The organism is Peribacillus frigoritolerans, assembly GCF_001636405.1.
GTDB classification, from domain to species: Bacteria; Bacillota; Bacilli; order Bacillales; family DSM-1321; genus Peribacillus; species Peribacillus frigoritolerans.
Map to the genome: position 1 here is coordinate 3080778 of NZ_KV440950.1, position 15366 is coordinate 3096143.

14 protein-coding genes are annotated in these 15366 nt (G+C 39.7%); 12 read left to right on the forward strand and 2 right to left on the reverse strand.

Features of this window, described 5'->3' with window-relative positions; all coding sequences use genetic code 11:
• The first annotated feature begins 153 nt into the window (after window positions 1–153).
• From A6755_RS14785 to A6755_RS14820, 8 genes are all read left to right on the forward strand, one after another.
• A complete protein-coding gene (locus tag A6755_RS14785) occupies window positions 154–372 on the forward strand; it encodes a hypothetical protein (protein WP_063591121.1) in 219 nt (72 codons plus the stop codon).
• Window positions 373–686: 314 nt separating this feature from the next.
• Window positions 687–2567: a transporter substrate-binding domain-containing protein gene (locus A6755_RS14790; RefSeq protein ID WP_284108966.1), complete on the forward strand. Its 1881-nt coding sequence runs from the start codon at window positions 687–689 to the stop codon at window positions 2565–2567.
• A 24-nt stretch (window positions 2568–2591) separates the two neighbouring features.
• The gene (locus A6755_RS14795) at window positions 2592–3968 is read left to right on the forward strand and encodes a sigma-54-dependent transcriptional regulator (protein ID WP_244889671.1); all 1377 of its coding nucleotides are present in this window, start codon (window positions 2592–2594) and stop codon (window positions 3966–3968) included.
• A 162-nt stretch (window positions 3969–4130) separates the two neighbouring features.
• Window positions 4131–5138, forward strand: a complete 1008-nt coding sequence (locus A6755_RS14800) for a TAXI family TRAP transporter solute-binding subunit (RefSeq protein WP_063591123.1) — start codon at window positions 4131–4133, stop codon at window positions 5136–5138.
• 19 nt (window positions 5139–5157) lie between these two features.
• The gene (locus tag A6755_RS14805; protein WP_063591124.1) at window positions 5158–6258 is read left to right on the forward strand and encodes an ABC transporter substrate-binding protein; all 1101 of its coding nucleotides are present in this window, start codon (window positions 5158–5160) and stop codon (window positions 6256–6258) included.
• 19 nt (window positions 6259–6277) lie between these two features.
• Complete coding sequence (locus A6755_RS14810; protein WP_063591125.1) at window positions 6278–7438, forward strand: ABC transporter ATP-binding protein; 1161 nt, start codon at window positions 6278–6280, stop codon at window positions 7436–7438.
• Window positions 7402–8346, forward strand: a complete 945-nt coding sequence (locus A6755_RS14815; protein WP_063591126.1) for an ABC transporter permease — start codon at window positions 7402–7404, stop codon at window positions 8344–8346. Before A6755_RS14810 ends, A6755_RS14815 begins: the two co-directional genes overlap by 37 nt.
• Complete coding sequence (locus A6755_RS14820; RefSeq protein WP_095678476.1) at window positions 8346–9152, forward strand: ABC transporter permease; 807 nt, start codon at window positions 8346–8348, stop codon at window positions 9150–9152. Before A6755_RS14815 ends, A6755_RS14820 begins: the two co-directional genes overlap by 1 nt.
• A gap of 64 nt (window positions 9153–9216) precedes the next feature.
• Here A6755_RS14820 and A6755_RS14825 read toward each other — a convergent pair whose 3' ends face one another.
• Complete coding sequence (locus A6755_RS14825; protein ID WP_063591127.1) at window positions 9217–9858, reverse strand: hypothetical protein; 642 nt, start codon at window positions 9856–9858, stop codon at window positions 9217–9219.
• 112 nt (window positions 9859–9970) lie between these two features.
• Here A6755_RS14825 and A6755_RS14830 point away from each other — a divergent pair, with 112 nt between their 5' ends.
• Both A6755_RS14830 and A6755_RS14835 read left to right on the forward strand, forming a co-directional pair.
• Complete coding sequence (locus A6755_RS14830; RefSeq protein ID WP_063591128.1) at window positions 9971–11377, forward strand: FAD-binding oxidoreductase; 1407 nt, start codon at window positions 9971–9973, stop codon at window positions 11375–11377.
• Entirely contained in the window at window positions 11374–12705 is a 1332-nt protein-coding gene (locus A6755_RS14835) for a (Fe-S)-binding protein (protein ID WP_063591129.1), read from the forward strand. Before A6755_RS14830 ends, A6755_RS14835 begins: the two co-directional genes overlap by 4 nt.
• Window positions 12706–12921: 216 nt before the next feature.
• On the opposite strand, the gene A6755_RS14840 is transcribed toward A6755_RS14835, so the two are convergent.
• Complete coding sequence (locus A6755_RS14840) at window positions 12922–13551, reverse strand: homoserine/threonine efflux transporter (protein ID WP_063591130.1); 630 nt, start codon at window positions 13549–13551, stop codon at window positions 12922–12924.
• A 139-nt stretch (window positions 13552–13690) separates the two neighbouring features.
• Between A6755_RS14840 and A6755_RS14845 the strand changes: the two genes are divergently transcribed.
• Both A6755_RS14845 and A6755_RS14850 read left to right on the forward strand, forming a co-directional pair.
• The gene (locus A6755_RS14845; RefSeq protein WP_063591131.1) at window positions 13691–14518 is read left to right on the forward strand and encodes a TrmB family transcriptional regulator; all 828 of its coding nucleotides are present in this window, start codon (window positions 13691–13693) and stop codon (window positions 14516–14518) included.
• A gap of 262 nt (window positions 14519–14780) precedes the next feature.
• On the forward strand, window positions 14781–15236 hold the full coding sequence (locus A6755_RS14850) for a HEAT repeat domain-containing protein (RefSeq protein WP_063591132.1): 456 nt from the start codon (window positions 14781–14783) through the stop codon (window positions 15234–15236).
• Window positions 15237–15366: the final 130 nt, after the last annotated feature.

A 15366-nucleotide genomic window follows, 5' to 3' on the forward strand; every position in this document is an offset into this window, starting at 1 on the left:
AGACCCCACAGTCGTTTACTGTGACGGGGCCCGCCGGACTGTAGGCGCATAGGCAGCGCATTGCTGAAATCAACTGGAACTTATTCAAAGAAAAAACTCCAGGCAAACGCGTTTTCTTCGTATATGTCTAAAAACAAGACAAGAGTAACCTTCATGTTTTTTACTGTAATCCTTATTGGATGGAAGAAATTTGCAAAAATCCTGCCGAATAACTGGCTTGCCGAGACCCCACAGACGCTTACTTTGATGCGGCTTGGCAGACAGTCGGCGGAAAGGGAGCGGATTTCTAAAATCAACTGGAACTTATCCGAAAGAAAAAACTCCAGGCAAACGCGTTTTCTTCGTACTTATTTAAAAACAAGACAAGAGTAACCTTCATGTTTTTTACTGTACTCCTTATTGGATATGGCAGCTTATGCATTCAGAAACACACTCTTTTGTAGGTTATTGTTATATTGTGTCAGATTATACTAAGAATTCTTTACATATTAAAGGGTTCAAGTCTTAATTGGAGAAGTATATAATCATGATGTTTTTAGCAAAGGATTACTGACCGCAAGGATTTTGACGTAAAAGGAGGGCTCTTAATTAAAAGGCAGCTGTTTAAACTAAGTATATTTTGCTTTATAATCTTTGTTCAAACATTATGGTCTCCCGCTGTTTTTGCTGAAGAAAAAACATTTATAATTGCTGGAGAAAGTGCCCTTCCACCATTTTCATTTGAAAATGAAGCTGGTGAACTGACAGGCATCAATATTGATTTAATGGAGGAAATAGCGAAATATAATGACGTAGATTTCAAATATATTCCGATGAGGATGGAAGAAGCCGAAAAAGCCTTAAGTAACGGAACAATTGATGCAATTGTTGGAAGTACCTATAATACCGAAAAAGATAACCAATTTGATTTCACGCAATCCTATTTTACAATGTCCCAATCCATAATCATTCCTAGTAAAAGGAAACAGGATATTCATACGTTAACGGATCTACGTGATTCACATGTTGTCCTTGACCATAACACACCAGTTATCAGTACATTTCTAAATATGAGGAATACAAACATAACGACCGTTTCAAATCAATACTCAGGAATTTTAACATTATTGAACAACCGAGCTGATGTGTTCATCGGAAACAAATGGACTGCTGATTTCTATTTAAAAAAATTCCGCCAAGAAAAGAATTACATCATTCTTGATGAAGTCATTGAACCTGCGGATTATACGATTGCAGTGAAAAAGGGAAATCAATCGCTTCTTTTCATGTTGGACAATGCACTCACAGAACTTAAGGCAAACCGAAATATCAATGGGATAATCGATAAATGGGTAATGCCGCAATCCAATCAGAAAATTGCCAGACTCGAACAATTCATATTTTGGTTGATCATAATCTTAACTGCCGTGGCCCTTATCCTTCTAATCATTTACATATGGAATCAAAAGCTAAAAAAATCCGTACATAACCAGACTTTGAAATTACATTTATTAAATAAGGATTTAGAGAAACAACGGCAAAACATCGCTAATGCTGAAGCGTTCAAAGATCAAATCTTAAACAATATCAATAATGGCATCATAACATTCGATCTCAATTTCATGATTACCAGCTGCAATTCAAAAGCATCGGACATTCTTAACATTTCCAAGGAAATGATTCTGAATCTTACGAATCATTCGCAATTGATGAAGAATTTCGAAGCTTTACATCAAGAACAATATGATAATAATTGTATGGGTTCTTTTCGAATCTTGGTATTAAATGAGGAAAATGAACAGAAGGTGATTTCTTATTCGATGCATAAGATATTCAATACTGAAGATATACAAACCGGATACTTACTTTCCATGAATGATGAGACGGAAAAGAAAACATTGGAGAAAAAATTGGTCACACAAGAAAAGCTGCACGCTCTTGGTCAACTCGTTGCAGGTGTCGCACATGAAATTAGGAATCCTTTAACATCGATTAAAACATTCATTGATTTACTTCCGAGTAAATATGATAATCCTCAATTCCGACAAGTTCTAATGGAACACTTACCTACTGAAGTTAACCGCTTGAATGGGATTGTTACCGATTTAATTGAATATGCACGTCCGCGGCCGCCAAATATTACAAATTGCCACGCTCATGAGCTTATATCCTTACTTGCTTTTCATAAGGTGACGATGGAAAAAAACCAAATAAATTTCGAGCAGATGATTGAGGAGGACATTATATTTTATATAGATTTACAACAAATTCAACAAGTACTTCTTAACTTGGTGTTGAATTCGATTCATGCCGTTGAAGAAACAAAGGAAAAGACCATTAAAATCACCATTGATAAAGTGAACGAAAAGACAGGGCGGATTGGCATATCGGATACGGGAAAAGGGATGAAGCAGGAAGAACTGAACCATATTTTTGAGCCTTTTTTCACAAATAAAGAAAAGGGCGTTGGTTTGGGACTTACGTTATCGTATAGGCTTATTAAAGAAAATAACGGAGATATCCATGTGAAAAGTTATCCTAATTCAGGAACGACATTCACCATTTTACTACCTATATATATTGAATAGAAGCCTGGAAAGAGGAGGAGTCATATGAAAATGCAAGTATTGGTGATTGATGATGAACCTGCTATTTGCACCGCTCTTAGCTTTGCATTGGAAGATTCTTATGATGTCATGACAACTATGGAACCGGATGAGGGTCTACGGAAAATAGACAATCAGCACTTTGATATTGTGTTACTTGATTTGAGAATAGGAAATAAAAGTGGACTTGATGTCCTACAGAAAATCAAACAAATATCACCTAACGTAACAGTCATCATGATGACTGCCTATTCATCCATTGAAACTTCCATTGAGGCCATAAAAAAAGGAGCCTACTACTATATTGAAAAGCCAATTAATATTGAAGAACTTTCTTTGTTGTTGATGAGGGCAGCCGAATTCAAACAGATGTCCAATCAATTGGAGACATTACATGAAGAATTAGAGATTCAAAAGGGATTCGGTAACTTTCTTGGTAACAGCAAGGCTATGCAGCGTATTTTCTCAATGATCGAAAGAGTGAAAGATATTGATTCCAGTGTTCTCATCACGGGAGAAAGTGGTACTGGAAAGGAGCTTGTAGCCCGAAATATCCATACGTTGGGAAGAAGGAAAAACAATCCAATGCAGATCGTCAACTGTGCAGCAATTCCTGAGATGCTGCTGGAATCTGAATTGTTCGGTTATGAGAAGGGAGCATTTTCAGGTGCAACTCAGAGGAAGGAAGGGAAATTCGTTGCTGCTAATGGAGGCATCCTTTTTCTGGATGAGATCAGTGAAATGCCCCTTCCACTTCAAGCCAAATTATTAAGGGTATTGCAGGAACGGGAAGTGACGCCTCTGGGATCCAATACAAAAATCTCATTGGACGTCCGTATTATAAGTGCAGCCAATAAAAACCTGGAACAAATGGTGATGGAAGGGGAATTTAGGGAGGATTTGTTTTTCAGGCTAAATGTCATTCCCATCTCGATGCCGCCACTAAGAGATAGAAAAGAAGATTTACCGATCCTTATGGATTATTTTATAAAAAAACACGCGAAGGATATGAATCGTGAAGAAAAGATGTTCTCGGCAACCGCACGTCGGATTTTACTGGATTATCATTACCCTGGGAATGTCCGGGAGCTTGGAAACATTATAGAATATGCTGTTGCCCTATCAAACTCAAAAAAAATGGAAGAAACCGACTTGCCGCAATATGTTCAAGAACAGAAGTTCATTCTCCAGCCGGATGGCCCTGCCGATGATTTTAACAGTTTCAGGATTCCCATTGGGATTTCCATGAAAGAGATAGAAGAAAAAGTCATAACGGCCACACTTCAATATTGTAATAATCATCGGCAAAAAACAGCCCAAATCCTAAAAATTTCTGAAAGGAGCCTTCGTGATAAAATCAAGCTCATTTCAAAAGAAGAATAAAGGGTTCATCGTGTTAACCGGCAATTTTTTCTGGAAAACCGGAAAAAATTGCCGGTTTATCCTTGTTTAACATTCTTGAAATCGGCAGGATTTGCGTTTTAAAGCAGAAAATCGACTTGGCATGGCATTTGCATCTAAATTCATTAAGAAAGGAGGATCACGATGAAAAATGGAGCACTCTTTATAAAAGTCGCTTTGTTATTTTGTTTCATGACAGGATGTTCTTTTATGAATGAGCAGCAGGAAATATCTAAACCTGCTACTACCTTGATCCAGAGGCAACTAACTTCTGAAGGACAGGATTTAAATAACAGGATGTTAATCATTGGAACCGGAGATATGACAGGTGTTTACTTTTCATTGGGACAAAGATTATCAAATATGTATGAAAAATACAACGGGGCTGTGTCAGGTACCCAAGTCACCGATGCTTCCATCGAAAATACTGAATTGGTTAGCCGTCATCGGGCAGAAATTGGTTTTACCTCAGTGGATGTACTGGATTTGCCTGAAACGGATAAATCCAAGTTAAGAGCTTTAACGGCCCTATATTCCAATTATGTTCAAATTGTTTCTACTAAACAAAATGATATTGATTCCTTGGAAGATTTAGTGGGTAAACGCATTAGTGTAGGGACGGCTGGAAGCGGTACAAGGCTTATTGCAGAGCGGATACTGTTAGAATCCGATTTACCGACTGATCAATTGAATTTATCCTATCTTTCTTTTTCTCAATCTGCAGAAGCATTACGAAATGGTACCATTGATACAGCTTTCTTTTCTTCGGGAATCCCTAATAATGAAATCGCTTTCATATCCAAGCAGACGGAACTAACTTTCATTCCAATACCGGGAGACATCATTGAACGCCTTCAAAAACAATATGGAGTTTATACTCATAATGAAATTCCCAAAGATACATACAGGGGGATGAAAAAAAATGTCCAAACGATTTCAATTAAAAATGTCCTGGTAACCTACAAGGAAATGTCTAATCCTCATGCTTACAATCTTGTGAAAACATTATATGAACATCTGCCTGAACTGCAGCATACACACCCAGCCGCTTCTGATATTTCAATAACGGAAGCAACTAACCAAGTTCCCTTGGATTTTCATCCAGGGGCCGTGAATTATTTCACCGAACAAGGAATTATTGGAAATCAATGAAAAATGGGAGGTAATGACTATGAAAAAGCTGATGAGTTTTTTATCAATAATAGTATTGATCGCTCTTGCGGGATGTGGTAATCCTACTCCGCAAAAACCAGGGGAATCCGTACAAACGGGTGCAGGTGAAAAAGGAGAGAAAAAAATAACGATAGCCGGTAATGGCGGTGTCATCGAAAGTGCCATCCGAGATGTGATCGCCCCAAAATTCAAAGAAGAAACGGGAATCACGGTTAATTATATTTCCGGTTTATCAGGTGAAATCCTATCCAAAGTGGAATTACAGAAGAATGCTCCGCAAATAGATGTTGCCCTTTTTGTACCGGTTGATGTTATACGCGCTAAGGAGAAGGAACTGATCGTACCAATTGATGAGTCCAATGTTCCCAATATGAAATCGGTGGATTCACGGTTCATTCCGGTTGAAAATGCGGCCGCTCCAGCATTTGGTTTAGTCATTGCACCAGCTTATAATACGGAAACCTTTAAAAAGGAAGGCTTAAAATCAATTGAATCATGGAATGATCTTGTCTCACCTGATTACCAGGGTAAAACGGCATTTTCAGATATTACGAATGATTGGGGTTTCAATACCCTTAATGGTCTGGCCATTTCAAACGGCGGCAGTACGGAAAACATGGAACCAGGTCTCGAAAAGGCAAAAGATCTTGCAGCGTATTCCAATACATTTTATAAAAATTCAACGCAAATGATGCCAGCGATCCAACAAGGAGCTGCTGACGTAACGGTCATGGGAAGTTATTCCATAGGTGAATTAGCCGTTTCAGGTATTCCGATTAAGATGGCCGTGCCTAAAGAAGGCGTGCCGCTTCAGGCTTTCAGCGCTGGTCTAGTGAAAAATACGCCAAATAGCAAAGAAGCCCTAGAATTCATCAACTATGTAATCAGTGAAGAAGCACAAGCATTAATTTCGGAAAAAGGATTTTATCCGACAGTCGAAGGCATGAAAATTCCAGAAAAATATGAAGACTCAATCGGGCTTAAAGCAAGTGATAAAACATTCAAACCTGATTTCGCCAAGTTTGCTGAGATCCGTGCAGAGGTGTCAGACAGATGGGCGAAAGAGGTTACTCCTGAATTAGGGAAAAAACTCAAATAAAAAGGAGCGTGTTGATCACATGGAAGTATTAAAAAAAGATGTGGAAAATAATAGGCAACACCTGGAGGCAGTTCAGGGGGTTGGCTCAAATAAAAATGATGTAGAGATAAAAGGCGCGTTTAAACAATTTGGAGCGAATGTTGTCCTGAATGGCATTGATTTGGAGGTGAAACAAGGAGAGTTACTCACTCTTCTTGGTCCTTCCGGGTGCGGAAAGTCCACAACCTTAAACCTTATTGCCGGGTTCCTCGATCCGGATCGGGGCGAGGTCCATATTAAAGGCAATAATGTTACGAAGGTTCCGCCTTACAAGCGTGATTTAGGAATGGTTTTTCAAACTTATTCGCTTTTTCCCCATATGACAGTTTATGAAAATCTCAGTTTTGGCTTGAAACTGCGCAAAGTCGGGAAAGCTGAGCAAAAAAAGAAAATTAGTAAAGCGCTTGAATTAGTGAAAATGTCAGGATTGGAGAATCGTTATCCAAGGGAATTATCAGGAGGTCAGCGTCAGCGTGTAGCGATTTCAAGGGCACTTGTTGTTGAACCGGAGCTCCTTTTGCTTGACGAGCCGCTTTCAAACCTTGATGCAAAGCTGCGTCATGAACTAAGGGCCGAGATTAAGCGTTTACAAAAGGAAATTGGCGTAACGACCATTTTTGTGACTCATGATCAAGAAGAAGCTCTATCCATGTCTGATCGAGTCGTGGTCATGAATGCAGGGAAAATTGAACAAATCAGTACTCCGACTGAGATATACAATCATCCGAAGACAGAGTTCGTCTTTCAATTCATCGGGAAATCGAATTGTTTTGAAGGGAATGTGTCTGCTGTCGATAAGCGGAAAATTGCCGTCAAGATCGGTTCTGATATCACTCATGTCGACACAAATAACGTCATGGGAAATGAAAGTGATCTGAAAACCGGGGATGAGGTAAAGCTTTATATTAGACCGGAAAAACTCCAAGTTGTTTCTCTTGATGAAAAATCTTCATCTCCATTGGATTTCCATCGTGCCAAGATCAGTCAAATGAACTATCTCGGTACCTCATGGGAAATCAATGTTCTGTTACAGGGGAAAAGTATTCAAGTATTGACTTCCGCTTTCGATTCATCATGGCAAAATGGAAGTGAGGTGTTGATTGGATGGAGCCCATCAGAAGTTATGCTAGTCAAGAAATAGAACAGCAAACGAGTCCTATTGAGCCGCAAAAGAAGCCTAAAAGCAAGAAAAGGAAAGTCTGGGTGCCGGGATTACTCCTTTTAACGCCGATTCTGCTTTTCATATTTGGTTTCTTTGTCATACCCATGCTATACATTTTATATTTAAGCTTCATATCCACAGATAATCTTGGAGGAGTGGAGGCAGTTTATAGCATAAAAAACTATACACAACTATTTTCCGATAGCTATTACTTATCTTCCTTATGGCTGACAGTGAAGATCAGTTTATATTCGGTCTTGGTTGCTTTATTTCTAGGATATCCAGTAGCTTTGACAATGGCCAAAAGTTCAGCGCGGATCAGAGGGTATATCACTCTCTTGATCGTGTCACCGCTCTTGGTGAGTATAGTTGTCCGTAATTTTGGCTGGTACCTTTTGCTCTTGCCTAATGGAACGATTAATCAAACCTTGATGGCCCTTGGCATAATAGATGCACCATTGAAACTATTGTTTTCGGAGATAGGAGTTGTGATTGGGCTTTCCAATGCATATCTTCCTTTCATGATCTTATCCATCGTAGCAAGTCTTTATAATATCGATCCTTCTCTTGATAAGGCAGGAGCCATACTTGGGGCAAGCCCATTCAGAAGGTTCTTTTCCATTACATTGCCGCTAAGCATCCCAGGTATCGTATCTGGCTGCATTCTCGTATTCAGTTTGTCAATGAGTGCTTATGTTACGCCTGCACTAATGGGGGGAGCCAACGTGCCCGTGATGCCTGTTGTCATCTATGATCAAATTAATAACCTGCTGCATTGGACATTCGGATCTGCTCTTTCTTATATTCTATTAGCAACCACTGTCATATCGGTAGCCGTCTTTACCAGAGCGTTTGAAAAAGGGAAATTCAAGGAGGTATTCCGATGATGAAAACGTTTGGCGGCCTTCGGGTTGCAGTAGCCGTTTTGGCCATTATCTATATCTTGATCCCGCTCATTGTCGTTATTCCCGCTTCTTTTACAAGTGCCAATTATCCAAGTTTTCCGGCTGAAGGCTTTTCACTGCAATGGTATGCCAAGATCTTGGAGCGCCCTGAATTTTTGGAAGCATTTTTGAATAGTGCGAAGTTCGCAGCATTAGCTGCCCTTTTCTCCGTCATATTCGGTACTTTGGGTGCCCTTGGCATCGCAAAGTATGATATTCCGGGAAAATCGTATATTACGGCCCTTTTAACTTCTCCACTAAGTGTGCCGCAATTAGTCTTAGGGATCGCACTCTTAATGTACTTTACACCAATGATGCTTGCCGGTACGTCTACAGGATTTTTAATTGCCCATATCGTGATTTGCATACCATATGTCATGCGGCTCGTATTAACCGGTTTAAGTGGATTTGATTATAATCTCGAAAGGGCTGCGGCCATACTTGGAGCCAATCCACTAACGGTATTCATGAAAGTGACACTGCCGCTAATTGGATCCGCGGCCATCTCAGGGGGATTATTCGCATTTTTGACATCATTTGATAATGTAACGGTCTCTCTTTTTATGGTATCACCTGAAATGAGAACGCTGCCGATCGAGATTTTCTCGCAAATGCAGGATGCCTACAATCCAATCGTCGCATCCGTGTCGAGCGTGGTTATTTTCATATCAGTCCTTCTGATTGTCATACTTGAAAAAATTCAAGGTGTAGGCAAAGTTTTTGGCGGTTCGCATCATACAAACGGTTAAAAAACGGTATATATGATGTGACATACGATCATGCTGGCAAAGTTATGATTTTTTCGAAGAAAACTCATGTGTACATTCCATTCAAATGGGCCAAACACCTTTTCGCAGCCAATAACGGCGCCGTTAGGACAGGGACAGAGGGATTAACCTGCTTTGCGATATGTTCCATACTATATTGTGAAAGCAAAATCACTTCTGTCTTTCCATCCAATTGTTCCACCATCTTTTTAACCCGATCGTCATGTTCCTTTCTTTTTCCTTGTGATAATAAATGGATGATTCCGGGATCGACCAATGACTCGATCATACAGTCCGGATTCTTATTTAATAGGTAATTTTGAAGGGCGATCGGCGTTTCTTTTACGGTGGAAACCAGGCCAATGCGAGTATAGCGAAGAGCTTCATCAAGCATGGCCTCATCTGAACGAAATAACTTTACAGAGTATAAAGGCTGTAAAATTGCAGTGATGTCATAAAAGGCAGAGCAAGTAAGCTGGATGCATGAAACATCAGAATTATAAGCTAAATTCACTAATGCAGAAAAGCGGCGGATGATTTCAGGAGTTAACTTGCCGCTCTTTTCCATCAAGGAGAGAAGGGACGTGTCCATGAAATGAAGGAGTTCAATGTTCGGTGCAACCGTCTGAAAGGCAATTTCAATTGGTTTTAGTGCAGTTGTGGTTGCATGAATCAGTGCGATTTTCAAAAAAACCCTCCTTTTTTTTCATCATTATTATACCTAGCAGAATCCTAAAATGCCATTATATTACATACGGGTAGACCTTACCATATTTCTATTAAGAAAGGAAGTGGGAAGCATGGAGAAAGAAGCCTTGGTCGATCTTCGAAAGGTAATTCCAGGTGACAGAATGTTTCTTGATTTGGCAGAAAGGTACTGTTATAGCTATGACGCTTCTTTTGGGGAATATTTACCCGAAATCGTCATCCAGCCAAAAAACGCGGAGGAAATCAGTGCAGTGGTTAAATTGGCTAATACTCACAAAATACCTGTTTACCCTAGAGGATCAGGAACTTCGCTAAGCGGCGGCCCTTTACCTGTTAAAGGGGGGATGGTTCTTGATATGACCCTTTTGCGGGATAAATTGATCATTGATCGGGAAAATATGCTTGCCATAGTCTCTCCAGGTGTGATTACGGCAGATATTCATAAAAAGGCTGAAGAAGCCGGCTTATTCTATCCGCCGGATCCAAGCAGTTCCAATGTAGCCACTATAGGCGGGAATCTATTAGAAAACTCCAGCGGGCCAAAGGGATTGAAATACGGAACGACAAAAGAATACGTGATAGGTCTGGAAGTGGTCACCCCGACGGGAGAAATCATTCGTACTGGCGGAAAGACCGTAAAAAATGTAACTGGGTATGATTTGACCCGATTGATCGTAGGATCGGAAGGTACTCTGGGCATCGTAACTGAGGCAATCATCCGCTTAATACCAAAACCTCAATCTAAACAAACATTTGTCGCCCACTTCAATCATTTGATAGATTCTGGACATGCCATTACCAGCATTTTATCATCAGGAATTCTACCCTCTGCCCTGGAATTGATGGATAATGCTTGCATCCGTGCTGTTGAAAGCTACCGTCCTTCCGGGTTGCCTCTTCAGGCAGAAGCCATTCTTATCATAGAAATAGATGGACACCCATTGGCGATTGAGGAAGAAATCAATAAATGCGCCGATATATGCAGGGCAGAGGGTGCTTCCTACGTCAAGATAGCGGAGACAGAGGAAGAGCGCCAAACGATTTGGAGTGCGCGTAAATTGGTTTCTCCGGCCATTACACAAATGGGTCCTACAAAAATTTCTGAAGACGCGACCGTTCCACGCAGTCAAATACCGGCAATGATGGAGAGATTAAACAATATCAGGGAGAAATACGGGTTGAACTTGGTTGTATTCGGTCATGCAGGGGATGGGAATTTACATCCGAACATCATTACAGATAAACGAAATATTACGGAAATGAAAAAAGTGGAGCTTGCTGTCAGTGAAATTTTTGAAGCGGCAATCGATTTAGGCGGAACACTTTCAGGGGAACATGGAATCGGTACTTTAAAGTCACCATATATGGAAATGGAATTAGGAATAACCGGAGTGAATATGATGAAAAAAATTAAAGAAGCATGGGATCCCAATAATATCCTGAATCCAGGGAAGATTTTTCCTGACAAGGGACAGACAAGGGTCGTGTTGGTTCCATGAATCTACCCGCCAAACCGAATGAGTCAAATGCCGCGGTCCAAAATTTATATTCAGATGCCTATGATTGGACAAATCAATGCGTAAAATGCGGATACTGTTTACCGGCATGCCCTACATATGAATCAATGGGTGTGGAATCCGCCTCTCCACGCGGTCGTATCAATCTAGTGAAAATGGCAGCCGAAGGAAAAATAGATTTCCAAAAAGATTTAGCTGAACCAATCGACTTATGCTTAGGCTGTCGTGCTTGTGAAACAGCATGTCCTGTTGGTGTGCCATACGGACATATACTGGAAGCGGCTAAAGAAGCCATTGAAAACTCCCCGTCAGCAAACCAAAAAAACAAAATGACAAGAATCAAAAAACTGGCATTGGTTCATTTTTTTCCATATCCAAAACGAATGAACAGGATTGGAAGTGCAGTGCAGCTCTATCAAAAAACCGGCTTATCCAAGCTTATCCGTTCATCAAATATATTGCAGAAGGTTTCCCCTGCCCTTGCATATTTAGAACAGGCACTTCCAGACATCGAGACTTCTTCCAAACGTATCCGGCCAGGTACGATTATGCCGGCAAAAGGGGAAACGAAATTAAAAGTGGCATTTTTTACAGGGTGTATCATGGATTCCATGATGTCACGAATTAACCGTCTTTCCATTGAGCTGCTTACCATAGCAGGGTGTGAGGTCATTCTCCCTGAAAATCAGAATTGCTGCGGTGCTCTGCATTCCCATCAAGGTGAAACAATACAAGCGAAAGCATTGGCAAAGAGGAATATCCAAGCCTTCATGCAAACGGATGCTGATGTAATCGTAAATAACGCAGGAGGCTGCGGTGCTTCGCTTCTTGAATATGGACATCTATTGGCAGAGGATCAAGAATGGGCTGCGGCGGCAAGGGCTTTCTCGGAAAAATCAAAAGATATCAGTCAAATTCTACATCAATTGGGGCCGCTACCCTTCACTGAAGGATGGCAAGGCATCGTTTCCTATCAAGATTCATGTCATTTACGCAATGTACAAAAGGTCCAAAAGGAACCTCGTTTATTATTGCAATCCATACCAGGAGTTTCCTATGTCGAAATGGAAGGGTTTGACCGTTGCTGTGCATCTGGAGGCATATACAATCTTCTCCACTTTGATGAATCCATGAAAATTCTTGATGAGAAAATGAAGAATCTTAACGAAACGAAAGCAACTACCATTGTTACGGTTAACCCAGGATGCCAAATGCAAATGAGCATTGGCATCCAAAGGGAGGGAGCGGCGAACCAAATGAAAAGTTTGCACCTTGTTGAAGTACTTGCCAAGGCTTGCGGCTTGGATTGACAAAAAGGGATACTTCAAACTTCATAGGACATTACTTCGTCAGTATTTCCTGCACCTATGGGAAAATACTGACGTTTTTGTTTTAAATGATGAAGACGGAAAAATCTTTGCAGTCAATAAAGCAGTGCCATATGTATAATTAAAAAGATATCGGTGCCGGTTCGTAAATGAAAAAAACCGTTCAATTATCTGAACGGAATGTGTGAGTAAATGAATTTAAATTCCTGTTTTTATTCCAAAACCGATTAAAATTAAGCCAGTTGACTTTTGGAATGCTTTCTGGAATTTGGAATTGTTCATCCATTTTTTTGCGTAATCAATTAGATAAACAAGAAATAGAAACCACAGTACAGCGAGCAAGGTTAAGATGAAGGCTAATATAATCAATTGCTGGTTTACATTTCCGTTCAAATTGATAAATTGCGGCATGATTGTGATATAAACTAAAACGGTCTTTGGATTCAGAATATTATTAAGTAATGCTTGCATGAAGGAATCTTTATTGTGCCGGTTTGAATACTTAACAGGTGTATTTGCTTGTGCTTGAATTTCTTTTAAGGAAAAAACGCTTTTAGCAAAAAAACTTTTTATCCCTAAGTAAATTAAGTAGGCGGCTCCCAAATATTTGATTGTACTGAAAAGAATCACAGACTTTGCAATGACAACAGATAGTCCAAGAATGGCTATAAGCGTCCAAAAAGAAAGTCCCGTTGCCATTCCGAGAACGGTATAACGTCCCGCTTTCGGACCATGGCTAAGCGTGTTTTTCAGTAAGAGCATTGTATCTGCTCCCGGTATAATAACCATCATCGCCACTATTGATATGTATGTAAGTAAGCTGTCCAAACTAATTCCCCCTCCCACTCTCATAGTGGTTACTAAAGTAACTACTTAATAAGTATATTAGATGAAAATGGAAAACGTCAACAGATTTTGCTAAAATATTAGTTACAAAGGTAGCGACTACGGTTGTGTTGGAGGGTTTATGAAAGAAACCATTTTAGAAACATTAAAAAATCTGAATTTCACCGAATATGAAGCGAAAGCATATCTTGCCTTATTGGAAGAATCGCCATTAACAGGCTATGCAGTAGCAAAAAACTCCGGTGTACCACGTTCAAGAATATATGAAATTCTGGATAGTCTCGCCATACGCGGAGATATTCTGGTCAGTCCTGGAAACACACCACAGTATACTCCTGTTCCTGCAAAGGAGCTAATAAAAAACCGGCGGATGAAAGCGGAAGAGAATTTTGAACTGGCAGAAAAATCATTGGCGGAGTTCGAACGATCTGCAAATGATCGTGAAAATATCTGGAATATAATGGGACGCAATGAAATACTCGATAAGGTTAAAGCTTGTATATTATCTGCTAAAAAAAGAATACTCTTAGAGATTTGGGAAGACGAATTCGAAGAATTAGAACCTGAACTAAGACAGGCCGCAAATGGTGGGGTCAATGTAACAATTATTGCCTATGGGGAAATCGTCTGTGATTTTGCAAATGTTTACCTCCATTATATGGGTTATGAAATTACAGAAGAGTATGGTGGGCGATGGCTTGTTATCAGTGGAGATGATTCAGAAGTAGTCGCTGGTATAGTCTCTCTTGGTAAAGATAGCCGTGCAGCATGGACCATGCATGTAGGTTTAGTGATGCCCATTACAGAAGTCATGATTCATGATTTGTATCTCATGGAAATCATGGAGAAACATAAGGAACTTTTAGAAGAAAGTTTTGGTGTAAACCTCGTCAATTTACGTAAAAAATTTTCTATTCATCCAGATAATAAAAAACATTACGTGGACTAGATTTGTACATGTTCAATAATAAAAGCATCCTTCAAAGTGGCATGAATCCAGACAGGATTTATGCCTTTTAAAGTTAGGCACAGGTAAATTGAAGACAAACAAAGCATCTCGCCCCGGAACCCGGGTGATTGACGATACGGATAAATTTAAATATATATTAATATGGAAAAGGGTATAATGAAGAAGGAATAAGCCATTTTGGTAATGGGATTATCATATCGGATACATGTTTGATATCCGGATCACTAAGATAGAAGGAGAAATGATTCATTTGAATAACAAGGAAACAAAGGGTATCGAGTTACCTGCCAACTATGAGGAATTAAAAAAATCTGCCAATCGCAAATCTAATTGGAGAGAACGTTTAGATGCAATCGAAGAATTAGGTCAAGCAAAAAACAAACAAGTAATCGACATTCTCACACATATCATGAATAATGATTCTGTATATAAAGTTCAAGAGGCAGCCTACCGTCAATTGAAAAGTTTAGGCGAAGATGTGCAAATGCCAGCAAGGAAAAAGGGCGAGTTGATCAAAGGTTTGACCAAAATCTTAGTGAGGATCAAGAAGAGTTTACCTGAAAATCACACATATCATGAATTCAAAGACAAATTCCAGAAGATGAGAATGGATATATATGATACATATGAGGGTGAAAAAGGAGCAGACTTTGATAAATGGCTTGAAAATACGTGGTCAGCTTTATCGAAAAGATAAAAGTTTTTAGAAAAATAAGCAATATGGATAAAGGAGCAAAGTTTTTGCTCCTTTTTCTTATGTTTAAAACAAAGTTTTAGCTATGTTATGCTAATATATTTAAAAGAGGAAGTATTTGGCTGTTTGCTTT